The sequence below is a fragment of the Nocardia alba NBRC 108234 genome, assembly GCF_001612665.1.
GTDB lineage: Bacteria > Actinomycetota > Actinomycetes > Mycobacteriales > Mycobacteriaceae > Nocardia > Nocardia alba.
On the sequence record NZ_BDAX01000007.1, the window covers coordinates 121,194 to 145,854 of the forward strand.

Annotated in this window: 23 protein-coding genes; 6 read left to right on the forward strand and 17 right to left on the reverse strand. The window is 66.0% G+C overall.

Annotation, left to right across the window (positions count from 1 at the left end; all coding sequences use genetic code 11):
• Positions 1–29 precede the first annotated feature (29 nt).
• The gene (locus tag NA12_RS09985; protein WP_243655030.1) at positions 30–1,286 is read left to right on the forward strand and encodes a glycosyltransferase 87 family protein; all 1,257 of its coding nucleotides are present in this window, start codon (positions 30–32) and stop codon (positions 1,284–1,286) included.
• 75 nt (positions 1,287–1,361) lie between these two features.
• On the opposite strand, the gene NA12_RS09990 is transcribed toward NA12_RS09985, so the two are convergent.
• Together NA12_RS09990 and NA12_RS09995 are read right to left on the reverse strand one after the other, a co-directional pair.
• Positions 1,362–2,654: a M18 family aminopeptidase gene (locus NA12_RS09990; RefSeq protein ID WP_067448628.1), complete on the reverse strand. Its 1,293-nt coding sequence runs from the start codon at positions 2,652–2,654 to the stop codon at positions 1,362–1,364.
• A 60-nt stretch (positions 2,655–2,714) separates the two neighbouring features.
• A complete protein-coding gene (locus NA12_RS09995; protein ID WP_067448630.1) occupies positions 2,715–3,152 on the reverse strand; it encodes a MarR family winged helix-turn-helix transcriptional regulator in 438 nt (145 codons plus the stop codon).
• A gap of 61 nt (positions 3,153–3,213) precedes the next feature.
• Here NA12_RS09995 and NA12_RS10000 point away from each other — a divergent pair, with 61 nt between their 5' ends.
• The gene (locus NA12_RS10000) at positions 3,214–4,308 is read left to right on the forward strand and encodes a substrate-binding domain-containing protein (RefSeq protein ID WP_067448632.1); all 1,095 of its coding nucleotides are present in this window, start codon (positions 3,214–3,216) and stop codon (positions 4,306–4,308) included.
• A gap of 17 nt (positions 4,309–4,325) precedes the next feature.
• Here NA12_RS10000 and purQ read toward each other — a convergent pair whose 3' ends face one another.
• Both purQ and purS read right to left on the reverse strand, forming a co-directional pair.
• Positions 4,326–5,003, reverse strand: a complete 678-nt coding sequence (gene purQ / locus NA12_RS10005; protein WP_067448634.1) for a phosphoribosylformylglycinamidine synthase subunit PurQ — start codon at positions 5,001–5,003, stop codon at positions 4,326–4,328.
• Complete coding sequence (gene purS / locus NA12_RS10010; protein ID WP_056818769.1) at positions 5,000–5,236, reverse strand: phosphoribosylformylglycinamidine synthase subunit PurS; 237 nt, start codon at positions 5,234–5,236, stop codon at positions 5,000–5,002. Before purS ends, purQ begins: the two co-directional genes overlap by 4 nt.
• Before the next feature lie 97 nt (positions 5,237–5,333).
• Here purS and NA12_RS10015 point away from each other — a divergent pair, with 97 nt between their 5' ends.
• Positions 5,334–5,978, forward strand: coding sequence for an MBL fold metallo-hydrolase (locus tag NA12_RS10015; protein ID WP_067448636.1), 645 nt, complete (start codon positions 5,334–5,336; stop codon positions 5,976–5,978).
• 1 nt (position 5,979) lies between these two features.
• Here NA12_RS10015 and NA12_RS10020 read toward each other — a convergent pair whose 3' ends face one another.
• The 5 genes from NA12_RS10020 to NA12_RS10040 form a co-directional block, all read right to left on the reverse strand.
• On the reverse strand, positions 5,980–7,326 hold the full coding sequence (locus NA12_RS10020) for a dipeptidase (RefSeq protein WP_067448681.1): 1,347 nt from the start codon (positions 7,324–7,326) through the stop codon (positions 5,980–5,982).
• Between the two features lie 11 nt (positions 7,327–7,337).
• Positions 7,338–7,775: a hypothetical protein gene (locus NA12_RS10025; protein WP_067448638.1), complete on the reverse strand. Its 438-nt coding sequence runs from the start codon at positions 7,773–7,775 to the stop codon at positions 7,338–7,340.
• Positions 7,772–9,196 carry a glutamate/gamma-aminobutyrate antiporter GadC gene (gene gadC, locus NA12_RS10030; RefSeq protein ID WP_067448639.1) on the reverse strand — a complete coding sequence of 475 codons (1,425 nt, stop codon included), beginning with the start codon at positions 9,194–9,196 and terminating at the stop codon, positions 7,772–7,774. Before gadC ends, NA12_RS10025 begins: the two co-directional genes overlap by 4 nt.
• A 194-nt stretch (positions 9,197–9,390) precedes the next feature.
• On the reverse strand, positions 9,391–10,092 hold the full coding sequence (locus tag NA12_RS10035; protein ID WP_067448640.1) for a DUF2334 domain-containing protein: 702 nt from the start codon (positions 10,090–10,092) through the stop codon (positions 9,391–9,393).
• 74 nt (positions 10,093–10,166) lie between these two features.
• Positions 10,167–10,814 carry a nitroreductase family protein gene (locus NA12_RS10040; protein ID WP_067448641.1) on the reverse strand — a complete coding sequence of 216 codons (648 nt, stop codon included), beginning with the start codon at positions 10,812–10,814 and terminating at the stop codon, positions 10,167–10,169.
• A 141-nt stretch (positions 10,815–10,955) separates the two neighbouring features.
• Between NA12_RS10040 and NA12_RS10045 the strand changes: the two genes are divergently transcribed.
• A complete protein-coding gene (locus tag NA12_RS10045; protein WP_067448642.1) occupies positions 10,956–11,396 on the forward strand; it encodes a MarR family winged helix-turn-helix transcriptional regulator in 441 nt (146 codons plus the stop codon).
• 40 nt (positions 11,397–11,436) lie between these two features.
• Here the strand turns inward: NA12_RS10045 and NA12_RS10050 are convergent, their stop codons facing one another.
• Positions 11,437–13,584: a S9 family peptidase gene (locus NA12_RS10050; protein ID WP_067448682.1), complete on the reverse strand. Its 2,148-nt coding sequence runs from the start codon at positions 13,582–13,584 to the stop codon at positions 11,437–11,439.
• Between the two features lie 124 nt (positions 13,585–13,708).
• On the opposite strand from NA12_RS10050, the gene NA12_RS10055 reads away from it, so the two are divergent.
• A complete protein-coding gene (locus tag NA12_RS10055; protein ID WP_243655029.1) occupies positions 13,709–14,746 on the forward strand; it encodes a DUF2330 domain-containing protein in 1,038 nt (345 codons plus the stop codon).
• Positions 14,747–14,758: 12 nt separating this feature from the next.
• On the opposite strand, the gene NA12_RS10060 is transcribed toward NA12_RS10055, so the two are convergent.
• The 7 genes from NA12_RS10060 to NA12_RS10085 form a co-directional block, all read right to left on the reverse strand.
• Positions 14,759–15,691: an alpha/beta hydrolase gene (locus tag NA12_RS10060; RefSeq protein ID WP_084472604.1), complete on the reverse strand. Its 933-nt coding sequence runs from the start codon at positions 15,689–15,691 to the stop codon at positions 14,759–14,761.
• A gap of 161 nt (positions 15,692–15,852) precedes the next feature.
• Positions 15,853–16,275 (reverse strand): HIT family protein, encoded by a 423-nt coding sequence (locus NA12_RS10065; RefSeq protein WP_067448648.1) that lies wholly within the window; start codon positions 16,273–16,275, stop codon positions 15,853–15,855.
• 82 nt (positions 16,276–16,357) lie between these two features.
• Entirely contained in the window at positions 16,358–17,779 is a 1,422-nt protein-coding gene (gene purB / locus NA12_RS10070) for an adenylosuccinate lyase (protein ID WP_067448683.1), read from the reverse strand.
• Between the two features lie 6 nt (positions 17,780–17,785).
• Positions 17,786–18,439 carry a TetR/AcrR family transcriptional regulator gene (locus tag NA12_RS10075; RefSeq protein ID WP_067448650.1) on the reverse strand — a complete coding sequence of 218 codons (654 nt, stop codon included), beginning with the start codon at positions 18,437–18,439 and terminating at the stop codon, positions 17,786–17,788.
• A 157-nt stretch (positions 18,440–18,596) separates the two neighbouring features.
• Positions 18,597–19,760, reverse strand: coding sequence for a pyridoxal phosphate-dependent aminotransferase (locus NA12_RS10080; RefSeq protein WP_132370138.1), 1,164 nt, complete (start codon positions 19,758–19,760; stop codon positions 18,597–18,599).
• Positions 19,761–19,873: 113 nt separating this feature from the next.
• Complete coding sequence (locus tag NA12_RS33590; RefSeq protein ID WP_132370136.1) at positions 19,874–20,617, reverse strand: hypothetical protein; 744 nt, start codon at positions 20,615–20,617, stop codon at positions 19,874–19,876.
• Positions 20,618–20,621: 4 nt separating this feature from the next.
• Positions 20,622–24,167 (reverse strand): RHS repeat-associated core domain-containing protein, encoded by a 3,546-nt coding sequence (locus tag NA12_RS10085; protein ID WP_255284076.1) that lies wholly within the window; start codon positions 24,165–24,167, stop codon positions 20,622–20,624.
• 106 nt (positions 24,168–24,273) lie between these two features.
• On the opposite strand from NA12_RS10085, the gene NA12_RS34125 reads away from it, so the two are divergent.
• Positions 24,274–24,648, forward strand: a complete 375-nt coding sequence (locus NA12_RS34125) for a hypothetical protein (RefSeq protein WP_165914854.1) — start codon at positions 24,274–24,276, stop codon at positions 24,646–24,648.
• Positions 24,649–24,661 lie beyond the last annotated feature (13 nt).

The window sequence follows — 24,661 nt, forward strand, 5'->3', positions numbered from 1 at the left end:
GGCATCGGAGTACCCGTTACTCTGGCGCCGTGAACGAAAGTCCGGGGGTTGCCGAGCAGGTCGAGCCGCATATTCCCGATCCAGGCCCGCCGGACCGCCGACAGCGTCGACTGGCCGTGGCCATCGGATTGTTCGTCGTCTCCGCGGCCGTCGCGCTCCTCGCGCACTGGTGGCACGGGTTCATCGACCTGCAGGTCTACCGCAACGGCGCGCGCGTGTGGCTCGACGGCGGCGACCTCTACGGCCCGATGCCCCCGGTTCACGGCCTCGGCCTGCCGTTCACCTATCCCCCGCTGGCCGCGATGTTCTTCGTGCCGCTGGCCCTGATGCCGCTGGTGGTCGCCGAGGTCGTGGTGCTACTCACCTCGCTGGCGAGCCTGGCGATCGTGCTCTGGCTGGTGCTGATCCGGGTGCGTCCCGAGCTCGATCGGACCTCGGTCCTCACCGTGCTGATCGCCGGTCTGGGCCTGGCCCAGTTCCTCGAACCGGTGCGCCAGACCTTCAACTTCGGCCAGATCAATCTGATCCTGATGGCCGCGATCGCCCTCGACATTCTCGTGCGCAAGCCGTTCTGGCCGCGCGGAATGCTGATCGGGATCGCGGTGTCGATCAAGCTGATTCCGGCCGGCTACCTGCTGTATTTCCTGCTGCGCCGGGACTGGAAGGCCGCGGCCACCATGGTCGTCTCGGCAGCGGGTGCGATCGGCGTCGGCTTTCTGCTGTTCCCGAGGGACTCGGTCGAATACTGGTTCCACACCGTCTCCGACACCGGCCGCATCGGCACGCCCTACTTCGCGGGCAACCAGTCCATCAAGGGCACCCTGTTCCGCCTCGGCATGAACGAATCGCTGGCGACGGCCCTGTGGATCGGCCTGTCGGCGGCCACGATCGCGCTGGCCGCAGTGTGGATGTACCGCCTGATCGGCGCGGGCAACGACGTCGGCGCGCTGCTGGTGAACGCCGCCGCGGTGTTGTTGATCTCACCGGTGTCGTGGTCGCATCACTGGGTCTGGGTCGCGCCCGCGCTGGTCGTCGCCGTGAGCCTGGCCGTGGGTCGGCGCTCGCGCGCCTTCACCGCCCTGGTCGCCGTGTTCACGGTGATGTTCATCGTGGGCCCGCAGTGGGTGCTGCCGCATTCGGGCGACAAGGAACTGGCCTGGGCGTGGTGGCAGCAGATCATCGGCAGCAGTTACGTGTGGTCCACGTTCGCCGTGATCGTCTACGCGGTGATCACCTACCACCCCACCCGTAAGCCCTCGGCCGCAGCCGAACTCGCGCCGGCCTGAGCTCGCGACGCACGCCGATCCGGTTCTCGGCCGCCTCGATCCGGGCTGCGGAACCACGGCGTCGGCCGCCATGTCTCAGTCCGTCGCCTCCGGGGTCAGGAACGCCGCGAGGGCCGAGGCGTAGGCGGGCACGTCGGCGGCGCCCATGAGTTCACGGCACGAGTGCATGGCGAGCTGGGGTGCGCCGACATCGACGGTCGAGATGCCGGTGCGCGCCGCCGTCATCGGGCCGATGGTCGAGCCGCAGGGCAGGTCGGCCCGGTGGACATACCGTTGCAGCGGCACACCGGCCTGCGCGCACGCGAGGGCGAACGCGCCCGCGCCCGCCGCGTCGGTGGCGTAGCGCAGGTTCTGATTCACCTTGAGCACCGGCCCACCACCGACTTCGATGCGGTGCGCGGGCTCGTGCCGGTCCGGATAGTTCGGGTGCGTCGCGTGCGCCATGTCACCGGAGGCGACCACCGAACCGGCGAGCGCGGCAAGGTAATCCGCGCGCCCACCACCGCGGGCCAGCACGATCCGCTCCAGCACGGCGGGCAGCAGATCCGATTGCGCCCCCCGATCGGACTGGCTGCCCACCTCTTCGTGGTCGAACATCACCAGCACCGCCGTCGCCGCACCCGGCTCGTCGGCGGCCGCCAGGAACGCCTGCAATCCGGCGTAGCAGGTGCCCTGGTTGTCGAGCCGGGGCGCGCTCACCAGATCGAGGTCGCGACCGACGATCGTGCTCGACGCGAGGTCGTGGGTCATCAGTTCCCAGCCGAGCACGTCGGCGCCGTCGACCTGCGCCCGCTCGGCGACGAAGTCGAGGAACGATGCCGGAGCGTCGCCGATCCCCCAGATGGCGTTCACGTGCCGCTGCGGGTCGAGGGTGACCCCGCGCCGGTCCTCGGACAGGTGAATGGCCAACTGCGGCACCCGCAGGATCGGTTCGTCGATGCGCACCAGCACATCGCGCATCCGCGCGCCCTCGCGCACACTGAGCCGCCCCGAGAGACCGAGCTCGCGGTCCAGCCAGGAGTTCAGCCACGCCCCGCCGTACGGCTCCAGCCCGACGAGCCGCCACCCGGACCCCGCCAGATCGGGATGCTGCTTCACGCGCAGGTTGGGGCTGTCGGTATGCGCCCCGACCACCCGGAACGGAGCGGCGGGCACCGCGTCGTAGTCAGCCCACGCGATCAGCGAACCACCGCGCACCACATAGTGTTTCCCGCCCGCGTCGTCCCACGCCGATGCCTCCGTCAACGGCGTGAACCCGTTGCCGTCCAGCTCGGCCGCCACCGTCGCGCACACGTGGAAGGGCGAGGGTGACGCGTCGATGAAGGCACATAGTCCGCTGGCCGTGGCCGCTGTCAAGGAAACCGGCATTCTGCGATCCTAGGCACGATGGCGCACCCCGGCACCTCGCCCCGTGATACCGCGCTCGGATCAGTCGTCGTGTTCGGCGATCACCGCGAGCGCGGCCAGTAATTCGCCGTAACGACGAATCCCGAGGCGACAGCGCAGTTCTTCCTCCGCGAGCTTTTCCTGTGCGCGGATCTTGGCGGCCAATTTGGCCCCGAGACTGCTCAAACCGATCAGGATCCGGCGGCGATCATCGGTGGCGGCGACCCGGAAGATCAGCCCGCGTTCGGCCAGATTGTCCGCGTGCCGAGTGGCCGAGGACGGGGCCAGCCGCGCTTGGGCGGCCAGTTCCGACATCGTCATCCCGTCGTCGGTGGACAACTGCGAAAGGATCGCCCAGTGGTCGGCCGTGAGATTGTCAGCCGAGAGCGCCGATTCGAGCCTGCCTACCCAGCTGCGCTCCGCGGAGCGCAGGGCGCCGTGCAGCGTGGCATACCCACTGATAATGGACACCGATCGCATTCCCACCTGCCGAGAAATTCATTCGAACATTCCCTGTTCGCACCAGGCGATAGACTACAGAATGCCGACAATAGGCCGGACCCGGGATGAAACGATCGAGATTCTCTCGATCGTCCCCACTCAGGGCCCCGGCGGCATCATCGCGCCATCGTGCACCGCGGCAATTTCCCTGGCTGTCGACGAGATCAATAGCGGCACAGGAATTCTCGGCCGTGAAATCAATCTCACCACCCTCGACGGCGGTCGCGAACCACACGAAGTCGCCGCCGAAGTAGCGGCCTTCCTCGCCACCGGAATGGTCGGTGCGATCACCGGCTGGCATACCTCCGCCGTACGTCGAGCGGTCGCCGAGGCCGTGGACGCGCGGGTTCCCTACCTCTACGCCACCGACCACGAGGGCCTGCCCGACGAGCGCCCCGGCGTCCTGTTGGTCGGCGAGCATCCCGACCACCAGACGGTCCCCGCCGCCGCGTGGATGACCCGCGAACTGGGGGTGCGCCGCTGGGCCGTGATCGGCAACGACTACATCTGGCCTCGCCGAACCGCCCGCGCCCTGCGCCGGTCGCTGCCCGATCCGTACGACATCATCGTCGAGCACTACGTGCCCCTCGGCACCACCGATTTCGGCGATTTCCTCGACGACCCCGCGCTGCTGCTGGCCGATGCGGTCCTGATCCTCATGGTCGGCGCCGACACCGCCCGCTTCAACCGCCAGTTCACCGCCACCGGCCTACCCGCCGTGATGCCCCGGCTCAGCCCGGCGGTCGACGAGAACGTCCTGCTCAGCGCGGGCCCGTCGGCGAACGCCAACCTCTATGTGGCGTCGAGTTTCTTCCTCGACAACAAGAGCGCCGAGGGCCGATCCCGCCGCGCCCGTTACCACCGGCACCAGGGCCGATTCGCCCCCGTGCTCACCACTTTCAGCAACTCCACCTACGAGGCGATCCACCTGCTGAACACCCTGGCCGACACCACGGGCACCCTTGACGTGGAAACCATCATCGCCGCGGCGCACCCAGGTCTGGCGTTGGACGGCCCGGCCACCCGCCGCGGTTTTCTCGGCAATCAGGCGGTCGGTCCCACCCACCTGGCGATGGCGAACGGGGTCGATTTCGACATCCTGTGCCGCCTGCCCGCGAATCCCGGCCGTGCCTAGGATCGCGGGGTTACGCGTCAGACGTTGATCAAACTATCGAGTACCGAATAGAAGATGCCGAGTCCGTCATCGCTGGGACCGGTCAATGCCTCGGTCGCGTGCTCGGGGTGCGGCATCAGACCGACGATCCGCCCGTTGGCCGAGGAGATCCCGGCGATCCCGCGCTGCGAACCGTTCGGGTTGTCGCCCGCGTAGCGGAACACCACGCGGCCTTCGCCTTCGAGCTCGTCGAGCACCTGCTCCGAAGCCTGGAAACGCCCCTCGCCCGACTTCAGCGGAACCAGGATCTGCGCGCCCGGCTCGTAGCGCGAGCTCCACGCGGTATCGGTGGCTTCGACCTTCAACCACTCGTCGCGGCAGATGAAGTGCAGTCCCTCGTTGCGGGTCAGCGCGCCCGGCAGCAATCCGGCCTCACACAGCACCTGGAATCCGTTGCAGATGCCGAGCACCGGCAGGCCCTGGCCCGCCGCGCGAACCACCTCGCCCATCACCGGCGCGAACCGCGCGATCGCCCCACACCGCAGGTAGTCACCGTAGGAGAAGCCACCGGGCACGATCACGGCGTCGACACCCTTGATATCGGCGTCGGCATGCCACAGGCTCACCGCCTCGGCGCCGGCCAACCGCACCGCGCGAGCGGCATCGACATCGTCGAGCGTGCCGGGGAAAGTAATAACGCCAATACGTGCAGTCACGAGACCCGAACGACCTTCCAGTCCTCGATCACCGTGTTCGCCAGCAGCGCCTCGGCGATCTGCTCGAGCTGAGCGTCCGACACACTGTCGTCCACCTCGAGCTCGAATCGCTTGCCCTGCCGCACATCCGAGATTCCGGCGAATCCCAGACGCGGGAGCGCGCCGACCACGGCCTGTCCCTGGGGGTCCAGAATCTCGGCCTTCGGCATGACCTCGACCACGACTCGTGCCACGCGTTGCTCCTCAAGTGTGTGGGGGGTTACCCCGGAAATCTTAGTTGACCGGGCCGTCGTGCCCGCGTTCCGGGGTCACGGCGGCTTAGCATCGGGTATGCGCATCGCCCACTTCGGTCATTCCTGCATCCTCGTGGAACTGCACGGCGTGAAAGTGCTGTTCGACCCCGGAACCTTCTCGCACGGGTTCGAGGGCATCACCGGCTTGGACGCGATCGCGGTGACCCACCAGCACCCCGACCACATCGACCCGAATCGGATCGGCGATCTCATCGAGGACAATCCCACGGCCCGACTGCTGTCGGATCCGCAGACCGCGCAGCAGCGCAGCGAGGGATGGGAGCCGGTGTCGGCGGGTCAGGTGCTCGATATCGGTGACTTACAGATCACCGGCGGCGGTGGCAGGCACGCGGTGATCCACCCGGAGATCCCGGTGATCGACAACACCGTCTTCCAGCTCGGCACCGAGGCCGACCCCGCCCAGCTGGTCCACCCCGGCGACTCGCTCTGGGTGCCGCCGGTCCCGGTCGGTGTGCTCGCGATCCCCGCCGCCGCCCCGTGGATGCGCATCGCCGAAGCCGTCGACTACCTGCGCGCCGTCAATCCGCGCACCGCGGTGCCCATCCACCACGGCATCATCGCCCCGTCGGCCCAGGGGATCTACTTCGGCAGGCTCACCGAGATGGCCCCGGCTGGCACCGAGTTCCGCGTACTCGATGCCGAGGACCAGGGCCAGTTCTAGCTCAGCGGTAGCTGGTCAGGAACAGCGCTTCGGCCAGCGCCATGTGCTCGATCTCGCTGGGGTCGACGCTCTCGTTGGGCGCGTGGATCAGGCATTTCGGCTCTTCGACGCCGATCAGCATGATCTCGGCCTTCGGGTAGGTCGCGGCGAAGACATTGCACAGCGGGATCGACCCGCCCTGACCCTCGGTGGTCACGTCGCGACCGTAGGCGACGGCCATCGCCCGCTCCATGGCCGAGCGGGCCGGGCCGTGGGTGGACGCCACGAACGGTTCGCCGAGCGCCTCGACCTCGATCTCGATCTGGGCATTCCACGGCACGTGCGCGCGCAGGTGCTTCTCCAGCAGCTCACACGCCCGCTGCGGCTCGGTGCCCGGCGGGATGCGCAGATTGAGCCTGGCCCTGGTGCTCGGCTGGATCGCCGCCGAGGACCCGACCACCGCGGGCACGTCCATCCCCAGCACCGTCAGCGCGGGCCGCGCCCACAGCATGTCGGAGACGGTCCCGTTGCCGAGCAGTCCCACACCGTCGAGCACGCCCGCATCCGACCGGAAGTCCGCTGACGGATACTGCGCGCCGGTCCACTCCTGATCGTCGGTGAGCCCGTCGATCGTGGTGTTGCCCTCCGCGTCGCGCAACGACGACAGCAGCTCGATCATCGCGGCGAGCGCATCGGGCGCGGGTCCACCGAACATGCCCGAATGCATCGGCCCCTCCAGCGTTTTCACCGTCACCACCACATTCACCATTCCGCGCAGGGTCTGGGTGAACGTCGGCACCCCGACGGCGAAATTGCCGCAGTCGGCCACCAGGATCGCATCCGCTTCCAGCCGCGCGGGATCGGCGACCACGAACTTCTCCAGACCGCCGGTGCCCTGTTCCTCCGACCCCTCGGCTACCACCTTGATCCCGATCGGGAAGTCGGGTCCGATCGCGCGCAGGGCGGTGAGATGGGTGACGATATTGCCCTTGCAGTCCGCCGCCCCGCGCCCGTACCAGCGGCCGTCCTTCTCGGTCAGCGTCCAGACCGGCGTCTTCCACGCGGCGTCGTCGAGCGGGGGCTGCACGTCGTAGTGGCAGTACAGCAGCACGGTCGGGGTCCCCGGCGGCCCCGGCTTGTGCCCGATCACCGCCGAGCTGCCGTCCGGGGTCTCGTGCAGGCCCACCTCGGTCAGCCCCGCCGCGGCGAACGCGTCGGCCACCCACTGCGCGGTTCGCGCACACCCTTCCGGCGGGAACTGGCGTGGATCGGCGACGGACTCGAACGAAACGAGCTCGGCCAGATCCTTTTTCGCCTGGCCCATCAGTCCGGCTACCTTGCCGCGTAGCGCCGTCGCATCGTCGCTCATGTCTTCGCGCCTCACTTCGTGGTGTTTTCCAGCTTCAGAGTTTCGAGATGGGAGAGGTAGTCCTGCAGTCGATCCGGGCAGTAGGTGGCGATCGCGAGCCCGCCCGCCTCGGCGAAGTCTCGCGGTCCGATCACCGGACGCTGACCGGGCCCCGCAGCGCCGTTGGTGATCGAGTCCTGATACCTCGCCTTGATCAGCGGCGCGCTCAGATCCTGACAGATCGACCCACCGTCCTCGCCGAACGTGTCGGCGATGACCTTCACCTCCGGCGCGGGCAGACCCGCCGCGACCAGATTGTCGTGCAGCTGTTGAGCTTTCGCGGTGGCCTGGGTGCTCTCGTGGATCGCGCTGAAGGTGAACAACCCGGTCAGAGCGAACACCACGAGCAGTAGACCCGCCGTGAGATAGATCCAGCGTCGCTTGTGGTCGGGGGCGTCTCCGGTCGTCATGCCTGCTGCCCTTCCGGTATGGCGAATTTCCAGCTGTCCCTGCGATTTCGGTAGAACAGGTACGGAATGAGCAGGCCGACGATGCCGAGCCCGCCACCCACGATGAGCACATACACCCAGGTACTACCCCCGCCGAATTGCGACGGCGGCACGAAGCCGATCGTGAACGCGGCGATCGAGGAGGCGGCGCCGAGCCCGCACAGCGCCATCAGCGCGGGCGCCCGGAAACCACGCGGGTGATCCGGATCGTCGCGACGCAGCTTGGCGGCGGCGGCGAACATCAACACGTACATGATCAGATACACCTGCGTGGTGATCACCGACAGAATCCAGTACGCGCTGGAGACATCGGGGATGAAGGCGTAGAGCAGCGCGATGAAGGTGGTGAACACGCCCTGGGCCACCAGCATGTTCTGCTGCACGCCGTGTTTGTTGAGCCGAGTCAGGAACGGCGGCAGGTACCCCTCCTTGCGTCCGATCAGCAGCAGCCCCTTGGACGGACCGGCCAGCCAGGTCAGCATGCCGCCGACCGCCGCGGCCACCAGCGCGATGCCGACGATCGGGGTGAGGAAACCGATTCCGAAGTGCGCGAAGAACGCGTCGAAGGCCTGCATCACACCCGCGGTGAGGCTCAGGCTGGCCGCGGGGACGACCCAGCTGATCGCCAGCGCGGGCAGGATGAAGATCACCAGCACCAGGGCCATCGCCAGGAACATCGCCTTCGGGAACTCCCTGGCCGGATTCCGCAGCGACGACACGTGCACCGCGTTCATCTCCATGCCCGCGTAGGACAGGAAGTTGTTCACGATCAGCACCAGGCTCGCCAATCCGGCCCACGCGGGCAGCAGATGCGACGAATCCATCGGCGCCGCTGACGGATTGCCCTGCGCCAGGAAGACCAGGCCGAGCACCACAAGCAGGGTGCCCGGGATCAGCGTGCCGATGACCAGGCCCATACTCGACAGCCCCGCCACGGTCTTGGTGCCCTGCGAGGACACATACACACCCGCCCAATAGACGGTGATGATCACGATCGCCACATACAGACCGTTGGATGCCAGTGACGGATGAATGATGTACGCGAAAGTACTCGCGACATAAGCGAGAAGACTCGGATAGTAGAAGATCGTCATGGCGAACTGGCACCAGACGGCAAGAAATCCGAGCGGCTTACTCAATCCCTCACTGACCCATTGATATACCCCGCCCTGCCACCCCGACGCCAATTCCGCGGCGACCAGCGAGGTCGGCATCAGGAACAGAATCGCGGGAATGACGTAGAGGAATACACAGGCCAATCCGTACACGGCCATCGTCGGCGCTGATCGCAGACTCGCCACCGAACTCGTGGTCATCAGCGCCAAGGTCACCCAGGACATATATTTCGTAGTCGTCGCGACTTTCGTCGACGTGCCCGTCATCAGCGCTGCCTCCTGCTGCGTTTACACAACTAGCGGAAACCACTCGAACAACTGCCTTCGAATGGTAACCGCCGCGCAGACATGCACCGGGCTCGAAACTCCGGGAACGAGTATGTTTCCCGCCCGCCCAGGGAACAGCGAGGAGGGCCACCGCCGCGCGCTGATCGCCAGTTACGCGCGCGGCGGTGGCGCAGTCAGGCGGCTCGAACAGCCGGGTAGGGCTCCCAGCGGTACACGTCGCTGTGGGCGCCGTGATAGAGCGCGAGGTCGACCGCGTCGAGCATGGCCTGGCGCGGACCCGAGCGCTGCAACTGCGCCGCCGACACCGCCAACCGCAGCACGCCGCCGCGTCGGGCGACGCGCGCGGCGCCCATCACCATGGCCCGGCACCACCACGGTTCGGCGCGGAATCCCTCGCCGATCCCGTACACCCGGGCACGTTGGGCCACGTCACGTTCCAGGTCGAGCATGCTGGTGAGCCCGAGGGACATGCGGAAACCCACCTCTGGCAGCGCCGCCAGCGCGCCGTTGGAGGCGTCCCAGCGCGGGGCGGCGAACAGCCGGGTGCGCAATTGCACCCGCTCCATCACCCGATCGGCGGCCTTGAGCCGCAGCGACGCCTCGTGCCGGGGCAGATCGGCGAACTCCGCGCGCCGCGCCTTGGTGGCGGCCTGGTCGTAGCCGTGCAGCACGATCGCGTCACCTTCGAGGCGCCGCCCGCGCAGCCACGACTGCGTCGCGGGATCGTCGACCAGCCGGTACTTGCCTTTCAACCGCGGCGCGACCAGCAGCGACAGCCGCACGCCGCGCGAGTCCATCTCCGCGGCGAATTCGATCGCGGCATCGCGAGTGGTATCCCGGATCCCCGACACCGAAACGATCAGCTCAGCGTTCATATACCCAGGGTGACAGTTCGAGATGACGCCAACGTGCTACCGCGATGACGCGCCGACGAATTCCGTCGCATTTCTCACCATCCCTGCCAGTGCAATACCTGCTCGCGCGGCACCCGCACCGCGGGCTTGAAGTCGGTGCCGATGGTGAAGGCCAGTGGCAGAAAAGCGGCGAGCATCACCTTGTCGTACGGAACGCCAAGTACCGCAGCGAGTTCGGACTCCAACGGCGCCTGCGCGGTTGTCCACACGGTGCCGAGTCCACGGGCCCGCGCGGCCAGCATGAAGCTCCATACCGAAGGCAGGATCGAGCCCCATGTGCCCGCCTGGACTTCCACCGAGGCGCGGTCGGTGCGGCCCTCGACGGCCGGAATCACGAAGGCGGGCACCCGGTGAATATTGGCGCTCAGATAGCGCAGTCCGTCGAAGACCCGCTCGGTGGAGCGCGGGGAGATGTTCATCCGCTCCTCGTCACGCGCGGTCAGTGGCGCCGCCGCACCGAGCGGCAACGAGCGCCGGAAGATATCGGCCAGCTCGCCTCGTCGCGCCTTGTCGGTGACGACCAGAAAGTGCCAGCGTTGCCGATTGCGTCCGGTCGGCGCCTGCGTGGCCAGGTCGACGCACTCCTCGATGAGCGACCGGGGCACCGGCCGATCGAAGTCGAGCCGTCTGCGCACCGCACGGGTGGTCGACAGCAGCTGGTCCGGGGTCAGATCGAGAGTCATGGGCGCTCCTCGTGCCACGCAGGAATCGTCTGGCACCGAACAATCTGCGCTCAGACGATTATGACGGTAGAGCGTCGATCATCTTCCGTCAAACAATCTGTGCACAGATGATTTAATGGAACGACAGATCAGAGGAGTCTCATGGCAACCGAGCCCACCTACTTCCCACGACTGGCCGCCGAACGCCCCGACATCGCCCTGTGTCGAGCGTCGACGGCGGTCGCGCGCGCGGCGGAAGCACACGCGAGCGCGCAGGGCCTCGGCGTCGGCCAGCACCTGGTGCTGAAGATGCTCGCCGAGGTCGGCGCCTGCTCCCAGCAGACACTGGCCGCGGAACTACGCATCGACCGCAGCGTGATGGTGACGGTCTGCGATCACCTCGAATCATCCGGATACGTCCGGCGAGAACGTAATCCATCGGACCGCCGCTCCTACGCCGTCACCCTCACCCCGGCAGGCAGCGACCGCCTTCGCGGCGCGGAAGCCGCCATCCCGGCCTTCCTCGACAACGCCTTCGCCGCGCTGAGTCCTGCCGAACGCCTTCAACTCACCACCCTGCTCGGCAGGCTACTCGCACCGTGACAACGGAAATGGGCCCCGGCCGAAGCCGGGGCCCATCGGTTCACGCGTCCGCGAGACCCACGCGGTCGAGGACCCAGGCGTACTCGAAGCCGACTTCCTTCCACTTCTCGTAGCGCCCGCTCACCCCGCCGTGACCGGCGGTCATCTCCGTCTTGAGCAGCACCTCGTTGTCACCGGTCTTGGTGGCGCGCAGCTTGGCGACCCACTTGGCCGGCTCCACGTAGAGCACCCTGGTGTCGTTGAGGCTGGTGATCGCCAGGATGGCCGGGTAGTCCTTGGCTTCGACGTTCTCGTAGGGCGAGTACGACTTCATGTACTCGTAGACGTCCTTGTCGGCCAAGGGATTTCCCCACTCGTCCCATTCGATCACCGTCAGCGGCAGCGACGGGTCGAGGATCGAGGTGAGGGGGTCGACGAACGGCACATTGGCGAGGATGCCGGTGAACAGTTCCGGGGCCAGGTTGGCGACCGCGCCCATCAGCAGTCCGCCCGCGCTGCCGCCGTCGGCGATCAAACGGTCGGGTGCGGTGACGCCGGTGTCGATGAGATGGCTTGCGCAGGAGACGAAGTCGGTGAAGGTGTTCTTCTTCAGCAGCGTCTTGCCGTGCTCGTACCAGAGCCTGCCCATCTCGCCGCCGCCGCGCACATGCGCCACCGCGAACACCATGCCGCGATCGAGCAACGACAGTCGCGACACCGAGAACGACGGATCGATACTGGCCTCGTAGGAGCCGTATCCGTAGAGCAGCAGGGGCTTCGGGCCGTCTGGCAGTCCGCTGCGCTTGATGATCGAGATCGGAATGCGGGTGCCGTCGGCGGCCACGGCCCAATCACGATGCTGCTCATAGTCGTCGGCGTCGTACCCGCCGAGCACCGGCTGTTCCTTGCGCAGCAGCAGCTCGCCGGTGGCGGGCACGTAGTCGAACACCTGCATCGGCGTGATGAACGAGGTGACCCCGACGCGCAGGGTGGGCTGCTCCCACTCCGGGCTCGAACCCGCACCGGCGGAGAACAATTCGAGGCCGAAGTCGAGCTCGGTCAGTTCACCGAAGCCCTCCGGGGTGAGCGTCCACACCGACAGGCGAGGCAGCGCGTCGCGCCGGTAACCGAGCACCAGGTGGGTGGCGAAGGCGTCGATGTCCTCGAGCCGCACGTCCTCGCGATGCCCGATCAGCGTCGTCATGTCCGACGGGTCGGTGGCGGGCGCGACGGCGAGCACGAAGTTCTCCGCCTTCACCCCGTCGACCACGTCGTTGTGCAGGATCAGGAACTTGTCCTCGCCCGCGATCACCGCGTGCTCGGCCGAGTACTCCACGCCTTCGCGACGCGGCAGCAGCACCCGGAACTCGCCCTCGGGATTGCTCGATTCCAGGACCCAGCCCTCGGTGGTGATCTTGGACCCGAGCCACACCATCAGGTACTTCTCGGAGCGGGTCGCGCCGACGCTCACCCAGTAGCGCTCGTCGGGCTCGTGGAACACCGTCACATCGGCATCGGAACCGGTGCCGACGCGGTGGCGCCACACGGTGTCGGGACGCCACGACTCATCGACCGTCTGGTAGAAGATGTGCGTGCCGTCCAGCGACCAGGTCGCCCCCGGCGCCGCGCCCGCCACCTCGTCGGCCAGCAGCTCACTGGTGCGCAGATCCTTGATCCGCAGCGTGTAGCGCTCGTCGCCGGAGCTGTCGACGGAGTAGGCGAGCAGGTTGCCGTCGTGGCTCAGCGAGAACGCGCCGAGCGCGAAGAAGTCCAGCCCCTCGGCGAGGATGTTGCTGTCGAGCAGCACCTGTTCGCCCTCGATCGCCGACCCGACTTCCAGTTGCGGCGGCGTCCAGGCGTCGATGCCCTCGGCATTCGCGTCGACCCGACAGCGGCAGTGCACGCCGTACTGTTTGCCCTCGAAACTGCGCGAGTAATACCAGTAGTCGCCCAGTCGCGTCGGCACCGAGAGATCGGTTTCCTGTGTCCTGGCCTTGATCTCGTCGAAGATCTTGTCCCGCAGGGGTTGCAGCTGGTCGGTCTGTGCCGCGGTGAAGGCGTTCTCCGCCTCCAGATGCGCGATGACCTCGGGGTCTTCCTTGTCCCGTAGCCACTCGTAGTCGTCGACGAAGGTGTCACCGTGGTGGACCCGCTCGACGGGCGCCCTCTTCGCGATCGGCGCCGACACGGTCTCATTCTCGCCAGCCATCCGTCCACCGTAGCCGTACCGCTGCGACCGGGCCCGCCAACTCGGCCGTCGGTACTCGGCGGTACCGCGGGACTGAGTATTTTCGCGCATCTGCCGCCGGCCCAGTGCGCGTAGCCTGACCCGCATGGGGATGCGGTACGCGATGCGATCGTTGGTGGTGACCGTCGGGGTGGCGCTGGCCGCGGGATCGGGGGCGGTGATGTCGGCGAACGCGTGCGCGTGCGGCGGCGTGGTCAGCGGCGACAGTTCGGCACGGGTGAACAGCGAGTCCGCCGTGCTCGGCTGGGACGGGCGGCGCGAGACCGTGCTGATGCGATTGGGCATGCGGTTCACCGGCGCCGACGCGGCCCTGATCGTGCCGACGCCGACCCCGGCGACCGTCTCGGCGGGCAGCGCGGACTCGTTCCGGGAGCTCGCACGCGTGACCGCGCCCGAGCGGGTCACCGAATACGACTGGTTCGGCAGCGGTTCACTCGGCGGCGACGCGTCCAGCGCCGCTCCGGGTTCGGGCCCCGATGTGCTGAGTCAGGTGCAGTTGGGACCACTGGAGGCGACCACCCTGCGCGGCGGCGATCTCACCGGCATCCGAGAGTGGCTCGACACCAACGGCTATCAGCTCCGACCCGAGGTGAGCGCCACGCTCGACCCCTACCTCCGCGAAGGCTGGTCCTTCGTAGCCATGCGGCTCACCAGCGCGAAGCCGCTGTCCGGCGCGCTCGACCCGGTCCGGATCACCTTCGACTCCGACCGGCTCGTGTATCCGATGCGCATGTCGGCCGCCGCGACCACACCGCAATCGGTCCACCTCTACGTCTTCAGCGATCACCGGGTGACACGTCTAGACCCCGATACGGACCGGCACACCGTCGCCACCGAATTCGCCGCTCCGGTCGGCGAACCCAGCGACCCGGATCTGCGGGCACTCGCCGCAGGGCACGATTACCTCACCGAACTCTCGATCTACATCCCCGACCCCGCGACGATCACCAGCGATTTCCTACTCGGCCCCGCCGCCACCGATACCCCGGTGCGGGACCGGCTGGTGAGCAAGGAATACGTCGAGATCCTCGGTCTACCCGCGGGCTACGTCCTGATCGTCGCCGCGCTGTCGCTGATCGGCGTGCTCGCGAGCGTGATCCTGCGTCGACGGTCCGCGCGGTAGGTCCGAGAACTCTCAGGCCCCGAGCGGCGGACCGATGAACGGCCACGACGCGTGCAGGGCGTCCTGCCAGTAGGACCAGGAGTGGGTGCCCACCGGGTGGTAGTCGATTCTGGCGCCGATGCCCGCGGCGCGCAGGCGCTGGTCGAAGGCCACCATGCAGGTGTTGACGCCGAGTTCGATGGGACCGCCGAGGAAGATGTTCTCGGCCAGCGTCGGCTTGAGTTCGAGCTCGTGCGGGCCGGGGATTCCGGTGCCGGTCGACAGGTACAGCGCCTTGCCGCGCAACCCGTCCAGCATCAGGGCGGGGTCGTGCGCCGCCCATTCGGGACTACCGGGCAGGCCCCACATATTGCCGGGGTTGCCGCCCCGGTTGACGATGGAGAACATCATCGCGCCCGCCGCCATCGCGATGTCCGGACAGGCGCTGTACCCGGCCACCGAACGGTAGAGACCGGGGTGGCGGGCGGCCAGGATGTAGGCCGCGTTGCCGCCCATCGACAGTCCACCGATGCCGTTGAGGCCGTTGCCGTTGAACTGCGCGTCGATCAGGCCCGGCAGTTCCTCGGTGAGAAACGTTTCCCACCGGTACCGGCCGAACCGAGGATCGTCGGTGATCCAGTTGGTGTAGTAGCTGGCCTGGCCGCCCATCGGCAGCACCACATTGACGAATTTGTCGCGGAAGAAGGCCTCGGCGTCGGTGGCGTTGGTCCAGGTGCTCTGGCCGATGCCGGGGTCGAGGCCGTCGAGCAGGTAGTACGTGCCGCGCGAGCCGCCGCCCGCGGGGTGCAGGACCTGCAGATCGACATTGCGACCCATCGCGGGCGAGGTGACGGTGATCGCCGTCCGGAACGGGGTGAGTTCGTTGACGCCGATGATCTGCGCGGCGGACGCCGTCGCGGGGTGCACCACCGCCGGTCCGATCACGCCGAGAGCGAATACCAGCACTGCAGCAGCAACACTTATGCGACGCACGATAAACCCTCCATCACCGCATGCCAATGACGTCCAAAATAACCCACAGGCGAACAAACTGGAAGTACTAGACGTGTCCAGCTTTTCCCCAGCAAATCATCAGGTACGCGATGCGCGGTTCGGCCAGGATCAGGTCAGCGGGTGAGCGCGCCCCGAATCGAACCGGCCAGGTAGTCGAGATCGGCCCGCGCCGGCGACGTCGGCCGCGCGCGAAGCCCGAAGCCGTCACCGGGCGTTCGCGGGATCACGTGCAGATGCACATGGAAGACCTCCTGTCCGGCCGTCACCCCGTCGGCGAGAAAGAAATTCACCCCGTCGGCCGCCACTTCACTCTCACGCAGCGCGGCGGCGATCCGCTGCCCGACCTGAAACAGCTTGCCGCCCAACGCGGGATCGAGATCGGCCAGACTCGGCGCCGCGACCTTGGGCACCACGAGGACATGGCCCGGCGTCACAGGACGAATGTCCATGAAGGCGAGGACGTCGTCGTCCTCGTATACCTTCGAGGAGGGGGCGGCCCCGGCGATGATGTCGGCGAAGATCGTGTACGGATTCACCCGGGTACGGTATCGGCTTCGACGCGCGAAAGCCCGCCACCTGCGCCGAAAACGCGGCAGTGGCGGGCTGATTCGCACGTGTCTACAGAATCGGCGACGGGGTGTAGCGCGCGGCTTCCGGATTCGCCTCGACCAGCTTCTGCACCCGCGCGACGACCTCGGACACCTGGTCGGCCGCCGCGCCGATGAACGCCGCCTTGTCGGCCAGCGCGGCGTCGAGGCCGGCACGGTCGAGCGGCATCCGGTCATCGGCGGCCAGGCGATCGAGCAGATCGGGTTCGCGCCCCTGCTCGCGCATGGCCAGCGCCACCGCGACGGCGTGCTCCTTGATGACCTCGTGCGCGGTCTCCCGGCCGACGCCCGCGCGCACCGCCGCCATCAGGATGCGGGTGGTCGCGAGGAACGGCAGGTACCGGTCGAGCTCACGCGAGACCACCGCCGGGTAGGCGCCGAACTCGGCGAGCACGGTCAGGAAGGTCTCCATCTGCCCGTCGATGGCGAAGAACGCGTCGGGCAGCGCGACGCGGCGCACCACCGAGCAGAACACGTCGCCTTCGTTCCACTGCGCGCCCGCCAGCTCGGCGGCCATCGAGCCGTAGCCACGCAGGATCACCTGCAGGCCGTTCACCCGCTCACACGAGCGCGTGTTCATCTTGTGCGGCATCGCCGACGATCCGACCTGCCCCGGCTGGAAACCCTCGGTGACCAGCTCATGACCGGCCATCAGCCGAATCGCGTGCGCGAACGACGACGGCCCGGCGCCCAGCTGCACCAGCGCCGACAGCACATCGTGATCCAGCGACCGCGGGTACACCTGACCCACGCTGGTGAACACATTCGCGAAGCCGAGGTGGGTGGCGACCTGCTGTTCGAGAGCGGCGAGTTTGTTCGCGTCACCGTCGAGCAGGTCGAGCATGTCCTGGGCGGTGCCCATCGGCCCCTTGATCCCGCGCAGCGGGTAGCGCTCGATCAGCTCACGCACGCGCGCCAGGCCGACCAGCATCTCGTCGGCGGCGGAGGCGAAGCGTTTGCCCAGCGTGGTGGCCTGCGCGGCGACATTGTGCGAGCGCCCGGCCATCACCAGTTCCTGGTACTCGACGGCCCGCTCGGCCAGCCGGGCCGCGATGGCGACGCCGTGGCGATAGACGTGCTCGAGCGACAACCTGATCTGCAGCTGCTCGACATTCTCGGTGAGGTCGCGGCTGGTCATGCCCTTGTGCACGTGTTCGTGCCCGGCGAGCGCGTTGAATTCCTCGATGCGCGCCTTCACGTCGTGGCGGGTGACCCGCTCGCGCTCGGCGATCGAAGCCAGGTCCACGTGGTCGATGACGCGTTCATAGTCCTCGACAACCCCTGCGGGGACATCGATTCCGAGTTCGGCCTGCGCGCGCAGCACCTCCAGCCACAGCCGGCGCTCGAGCACGATCTTGTTCTCGGGCGACCAGAGCGCGACGAGCTCCGGGCTGGCGTATCGGGTGGCGAGGACATTCGGGACGAGGCTCACGAGCACTCAGTCTAATTGCCGCACCCGTTCGACCTGCTGGGGCATCATGTTCGGGACCACCGGCGGGGCGACGATGTCGATCATTTCGAGCAGACCGGCCCTGGCGGGTCGGCGGGGTTCGGGGTGGCCTTCGATCAGCGCGGCGACCACCGCACCGTCGACGACGGCCACCATCCTGCGTAACTGCTCGGGGCGCACCACTCGGTCGGAGCGGCGCAGCACGTCGGCGAGCAGGTCTTCGAGCTGGGTGCGTAGTCGGAGCTGGACCTCACGTAACTCGGGGTGACGGGCCGAGGCCACCGAACGCTCGTAGCGGGCGATCAGCTGACCGCGGGCGTCGAGGTCGCCGTCGTCGGGGCCGACGAGCACGTCGAGCACGAGCTCGACCGTCGCCTCGGTGCCGCGCCTGCGATGACTGACTTCCCCGACCCGGCGGCGCATCGCGTCGAGTTCGATCGCGCCGCTGAACTCGACGGCGCGGGCGATCAGGTCCTCGAGCGACTCGAAGTAGTAGGTGGTCGACGCGAGCGGAAGATCAGCTCGCGAGGCCACTGAACGATGCCGCACGGCGTCGAAGCCGCCTTCGAGCAACAGCTCAGCCGCCGCCGCCACCAGAGCCTGCCGACGTCGTTCGCCTTTCGGGGTCGTTGCGGTGGTCACCGTGCAGGAGTGCCAGTCATCATCAGTTCAACCGTGCGCAATCGTCATCGGGGAAACACTGGGAATTCGGGATAACTGAGTTTTACCGTATCCCGGCACAGTTGTGTTCGTACTACGCAAAGTTGTTGTCGCACATCACTGTTGACAAGCCCTCGAATCAGCTCCGCAGGAAGGGACCGAGACGCTCCAGCGCTGCGGCGATGTCGTCGGTGGCGCCCGCGAAGGAAAAACGTACCGTGTGGTTTCCGTTTACAGTGTCGAAATCCAGTCCGGGTGCCAGCGCGACACCGGTTTCGGCGAGCACCTCGGCGCACCAGGCGCGGGAATTGTCGGTCAGATGACCAATATCGGCATAGGCGTAGAAGGCTCCGTCGGCGGGCGCGAGATCGGTGATTCCGAGCGCCGGCAGACCCTCCAGAAGCAGCGCCCGGTTGCGCGCGTACCGGCGCACGTGCCCGTCCAGTTCATCCTTGGCTTCCGGTCCGAAAGCGTGCACGGCCGCGTACTGGGAGACCGCGGGCGGGCACACCGTCATATTCGACGCCAGCCGTTGCAGCGCCGGGCGCAGGTCGGCCGGGGCCAGCATCCAGCCCAGCCGCCAGCCGGTCATCGAGAAGTACTTCGACACCGAACCGATCACCACCGACGCGCGCGAGAACTCCCACGCCGAGGACGTCGGCGTGCTCGCGCCCGCGTAGGTGATGCCGTGGTAGATCTCATCGGAGATCAGCAGCGTGCCGTGCTCGTCGCACCAGCGAGCCAGCGCGGCGAGCTCGGTGGGGTCGATCATGGTGCCGGTCGGGTTGGCCGGACTGGCCACCACCAGACCCTTCGGCGCCTCCTGCAGAGCTTCGAGCATCGCCACGGTCGGCTGAAATCTCGTCTGCGGACCACAGTCCAACTCGACGACGGTGCAGCCGAGAGCCGACAGCGTGTTCCGATAGGCGGGATAGCCGGGGCGCGCCACCACCACGGTGTCCCCCACATCGAACGCGGCCAGGAAGATCAGCGTGAACGCCCCCGACGACCCGGTCGTCACCACCACCTCATCCGGGTGCACGTCATACCCGTACGTCTCACTGTGATGCCCCGCGATAGCCTCACGCAACGGCAGAATCCCGAATGTCTCGGTATACCCGAGCAATTCGTGATCGATCGCCGCCCTGGTCGCCCGCAATACGGGTGCGGGCGCCTGCGTAGACGGCTGCCCCGCCGCGAGCACCAACACATCCCCATGCGACCTGGCCCGCTCAGCGGCCGCCTTCCACACATCCATGACATAGAACGGGGCAATGGCCGACCGACGCGATTCTCTGGACACCCCAGAGACGGTAATCGACACCCGCACGTCAGCCATCACGCACCAGGCCTCCGCGCGAGACCCGCCTCTGATCACCAATCGACACCCAGATCCTTACGGTCGACGACAACTTACTACCCATAGGTCCGGCGTCGCCACAAATCGAAAGCTGTAGCGATTACCGGGGTTACATCTTTTTCAAGGTTGACAACGTTGCGCCGGCCCCGTGGATCACGAGCGCGCACCGAACGGAACGGCGTATAGAAGACGCCGTTCTCCCACAGGGTAGATGTACCATTTACCTTGTGGTACAGATATTCCAAATTCTCCACAACCTCAGCGGTCAGCAGGGAATTTGCAATATACAGATCGACCGGCAACGGCATCGAGGTCAACTCCGAAGGAGTCGGAACAGGTTGTTCGATATCCACCGAACCGTAAAGCACGCCGGAAATATTTGACATTCTATGCAACAGCGTTCTCGAAAATTTCTCTCGCCGGTCCGCCGATATCAACTCATCCCTATTGAGATACTCCACCGGAATTCCGAGTTCTTCCGCAGACATATTGACGGCAATCGCATGCCTATCGGAATCGGACCGACGGTACACATACTCACAGTACGCAGGGCCGATTCGAGGTACTTGAAACAGCTCTCCGATCACGTGAGTTTTCTCCCCTGAAATTCCGGGCGTGTCGCCTACGCCTGAAGTGCCTCCACCGTTTCCATGATCGACCGCAGACTCGGTGATCACGCCCGTAGCGGTTCCAACATCACGGAGTACCTCCGTTACAGCTCCGAACGTTTCCTCCTCAGGAGACGTTGAGTACACTGTCACCGTAACGAACGGTGCCGTGGGACGCTTTTTCGATGCCATCGCTCTAACTCCACCAACCCGTCAAACGCCCCATGGCGGCCACCTGTGCAGAACTCGGCCGGAATGCTGTGACCAACTCCCCACTCGTTCGGTCGAATTGAGCCACAAAATACTTCCCATCAATTTTAGTAAGGTATCCGTGAGTATCAGTCCTTCCGGTACTCCACTCAAATGGGTTTTTGTTTCGCATCGCTTGTTCAATCATAGTCCTCCACTCGGCGTAGCGCTCGGTGTCTGACGGATTCATATGATCCTGGCGTCCAAACCACTCGTGAGCATGTCGGGTGAATGAATGCTGGAGCCCTTCGTCGGTAATCTCCGGACACGGCGTCAAACCGAGTGGATCAGTCCAAGTTATCGGGTTGTGCGGGTATATGTTCGAGTTTGGCGCAGGAATGAGACCCAACGGGTCTTGGGTGAGATATCGACCAGTCTCGGGATCGTAATAGCGGTGATGGTTGTAATGGAGACCAGTTTCGTGATCCTGTTGTTGACCTTGGAATCGGTGAGGTGTGCCCGGTCCAGTCCAGTGGGTTCGCCCCCAGAGCGAGGCCTTCGCGACTGAAGCAATATCGCCGGTAGCGGGGTCTACGAGGTGGGTGGGACTACCTTGGAGGTTGGTGACGATCGCCCAGAATCGATCGCCAATGGATTGAGTAAGAGGAACGTGGGTTGTCGGATGCATGGTCCACGTTTGGATTTCGATGCCAGACGAGCTAGTAGTCGATTGTTCAGCGAGATGACTACCATCCCAAACAAATTCGGTCCGCAAACCACTGTCCTGATTTTTTCTGCTCGTGCGTCGACCGAGGGTATCGTAGGTATAGGACCAGGTATTTTTGTCGGGGGTGGTGACTTCGACCAGTTGGTCGAACGCGTTGTAGCGGTAGTGCCAAATGGCAGGTTTGCGAGATATGCGGGTTTTTTCTTTGCGGATCAGACGTCCGGCGGAGTCGTAGTGGTAACGAGTGCGGCCTGCTCGAATGAGGAGGTTGTTGCGGTATTCGAAGCGTGGGTCGGGCGCAGGTTCGGACTGTTCGGGTCCGGCGGGATCCGGTGGTGCTGGGGAGGTGGGGATGTCGACGGTGGTGAGGTTCGAGAGGGCGTCGTAGGTGTACTGCTCGGAAACAAAGCCGCCAGGGGTGGTGATGTGGGTGATGCGGCCCATTACGTCGAGGGTGTAGTCGCGGCGGCGGGTTCGGTGGGGGCTGGTGGTGGTGTGGCTGGTTATGTATCCGTCTGGTCGCCAGGTGTATTCGTCGCGCTCGAGAAGCTGGGTGGGTGCGCTGGTGTGGGGGTCGAGTTGGGCTAGTTCGCGGGTGAGGGTGTGCCCGGCCGCGTTGTAGGTGTTGTGTTGGCCGAGGCCCTCTGTGCGCCAGCTATTTTGGCGTCCGAGCAGGTCGTAGGTGAAGTCGAATCGGTGGCCCTCAGTGGTCAGTGCGGCAATCTGTCCGGTGGGGGCGTATTCGTAAGTGGTCGAGGAACCGGTGGGGGTGCTGTACCCGGTGCGGCGGCCGTGAAGATCGTAGTCGTAGGTGGTGGTTCGCCCGTCGACATCTTGGGCGAGGAGCCGTCCGGCGGGGCTGTGCGTGAACGCCACAGCGTGAATGGTGTCGGCGTGATGACCATTTCGAGCGGAGGCGAGTTTCCCGGACGCGGTGTGCGTGTGGGTGATCCATTCCCCGGTATCGGTGCTGATACCGGCGAATCGACCGAGGACGTCGTAGGCGTGGCGACGTTGGGCACCGGTCGGGGTGATGATCGTGGTGGGCCGGTTGAGGAGGTCGTACTCGGTGTGCGTGACCGATCCGTTGTAGTCGGTTTCGGTGCACACGTTGCCGGTAGGGTCGTACTCGTAGGTCCAGGTGTCACCGAGGGGGTTGGTGACGGAGGTGAGGTGGCGTTCGGTGTCGTGGGTGTAGGCAGTGACGGTGCCATCAGGGGTTTCGCGTGAGGCGACGAGGTCGAACGTGTCGTAGGTGTAGCGGGTAGTCCCCCCGATCTGGTTGGTGTGGGTGAGGAGGTTGCCTTCACCGTCGTAGGTCCAGGACTGGGTCGTGCCGTCGGCGCCTCTGTGGAACAGCAGTTTTCCCTCGCCGGAGTACTGGTGGGTGCTGGTGTGGCCGAGGGGGTCGGTGATCGCGATGGGTCGACCGAAGCTGTCGCGTTCCACGAGGGTGACGGCGCTGTCCGACTCGGTGATGCGAATCGGGAGCCCGGCGCGGTCGATGTCGACGCTGGTGGTGGCGCCGGTGGAGTGGATGATCGAGGCTGGTGCCCCGCACGAGTGATATGTGTAGGCGGTGGTGATTCCGTCGGCATCGGTGATGCGGGCGAGATTGTTGTTCTCGTCGTACTCGTGGGTGATTGTGGCGCCGTCGACATCGGTGATCGTGGCCGGGCGCCTCGGGGCGGCGTAGGTGACGGTGATGGATTGCTGATCGGGCCGCCGGAGCAGGATCAGATCACCGTCGGGGTTGTAGACATAGATCGTGGTGTTGGTGTGGGCGTCGATATGGCGAACCGGTTGGCGGTATTCGTTGTAGTCGGTGATCGAAGTACCGCCGCGCGGGTTGATCAGGTTCCGTAGGCACAGCTCGGAGTCGAACTCGAAAATCGTTGTCGCACCGAGAGAGTTCGTGTGACGGGTGCGTGTTCGCCCGAATTCGGGGAGGTCTTCGTAGACGAAGGTCGCGGACAGGATGTTGTCGGTGCCCACCTGTTTCACGACGCGGCCGGATCGGTCGTAGGTGTTGTGCATCTCGGTGCCGCGGGAGTCACGCCAGGACAGCATCCGGGCATCGGGGTCGTAGCGGTACTGGGTGATCGCCCCGACACCATTGGTAACCGAGGTGAGATTGCCAGCGGTGTAACCGAATTCGCGCACCACAGCCGCGACCGGGCCCGCGCCCTTCCCGACGGTCGAAGTACTGTCGCTGGTGGCCACGACACCACCTTCGGTGACGGCAGCGTCAGTATTGGTGACGGTGAGGGCGGTGACCCGGCCCGCGTCGGTGTCGATATCGACACGATATCCACCCGAATGCGTCACATGTGTCGGAGCGCCGTCAGCGTTGTAATGGAACCGGATGCGGTTGTGGTGGCGATCGGTGATCTCACTGATCGCGTAGTTGCCGAGCTGAACATCCAAACCCGCGAGGGTCGGGTCGGGGGCGAAACCCCAGGTGAGTTCCCGGTCAGGGTCATGCACGTGGTAGCCGCCGGTCTCGGTGCGGACCATGGTCGCACGAATTCCCCTGTGGACCGGCGTCACTGGAACATCGGGGGCGGTATGCGGGAATTGCCACAGCTCACCGTCAGGGCCGACGAACTTCACTCCGACCTGGTCGACATCGACCCGCATGTCCAATGTCGCCGCCCAGGAAGGGCCGAACCACCGCCCGAACCGATACGACGAACGATGCCGACGAGTCAACACCAACGCCAACACACCGGGCAGGTCGACATCGGTTTCCGGGAGCAAGAACTCACCGGTCGCGGCATCGACAGGGTCGCCGCAATCAGTGGTTTGCTTCTCGGTCTTGTTCAGGTTCGGCTTGTCCGCACCGTCCTGGTTGGTGAGTTTGGACTTGTCTGTGTTCGCCGCAGTGGTCTGATCCTCCTTCGACCATGGGTCGGTCTTCTTCGGCGATCCCGTGTCCCCACTATCGGGTGTCTTCGATGGCGTATCCGGGGTACTCGCCGGGTTCGTCGGAGTATCAGCCTTCGTCGTGTTCGACGGGGTATCAGCCTTGACCGTGTTCGACGGGGTGGTAGAGGTGTCAGCGTTCTTCGAGGTCTTCGACGGGGTCTTCTTGAACGCCTTCGCGATATCACCGAACGCCGACTTCAACCGCTTGAGCAACGGCGTCAACTTCGACATCGTCTTCGCCAACTTCGAAAACAACTTCGAAATCGTCGCGACCGTCTTCGCGATATACGCCGTGGCCTGGACCGCGACCAACGGAGTCGCCAACCCGACCGAGAACACCAACTCCGCCGCCCACACCGCGAGACGACCCACCGTCTGAGCAACCAGATCAC

Bases quoted from the DNA above. Each gene is read 5' to 3' on its own strand.
- NA12_RS09990 (WP_067448628.1), bottom strand. From the start codon at position 2,654: ATGCCGGTTTCCTTGACAGCGGCCACGGCCAGCGGACTATGTGCCTTC.
- NA12_RS09995 (WP_067448630.1), bottom strand. From the start codon at position 3,152: ATGCGATCGGTGTCCATTATCAGTGGGTATGCCACGCTGCACGGCGCC.
- NA12_RS10000 (WP_067448632.1), top strand. From the start codon at position 3,214: ATGCCGACAATAGGCCGGACCCGGGATGAAACGATCGAGATTCTCTCG.
- NA12_RS10015 (WP_067448636.1), top strand. From the start codon at position 5,334: ATGCGCATCGCCCACTTCGGTCATTCCTGCATCCTCGTGGAACTGCAC.
- NA12_RS10020 (WP_067448681.1), bottom strand. From the start codon at position 7,326: ATGAGCGACGATGCGACGGCGCTACGCGGCAAGGTAGCCGGACTGATG.
- NA12_RS10025 (WP_067448638.1), bottom strand. From the start codon at position 7,775: ATGACGACCGGAGACGCCCCCGACCACAAGCGACGCTGGATCTATCTC.
- gadC (WP_067448639.1), bottom strand. From the start codon at position 9,196: ATGACGGGCACGTCGACGAAAGTCGCGACGACTACGAAATATATGTCC.
- NA12_RS10035 (WP_067448640.1), bottom strand. From the start codon at position 10,092: ATGAACGCTGAGCTGATCGTTTCGGTGTCGGGGATCCGGGATACCACT.
- NA12_RS10040 (WP_067448641.1), bottom strand. From the start codon at position 10,814: ATGACTCTCGATCTGACCCCGGACCAGCTGCTGTCGACCACCCGTGCG.
- NA12_RS10045 (WP_067448642.1), top strand. From the start codon at position 10,956: ATGGCAACCGAGCCCACCTACTTCCCACGACTGGCCGCCGAACGCCCC.
- NA12_RS10050 (WP_067448682.1), bottom strand. From the start codon at position 13,584: ATGGCTGGCGAGAATGAGACCGTGTCGGCGCCGATCGCGAAGAGGGCG.
- NA12_RS10055 (WP_243655029.1), top strand. From the start codon at position 13,709: ATGGGGATGCGGTACGCGATGCGATCGTTGGTGGTGACCGTCGGGGTG.
- NA12_RS33590 (WP_132370136.1), bottom strand. From the start codon at position 20,617: ATGGCATCGAAAAAGCGTCCCACGGCACCGTTCGTTACGGTGACAGTG.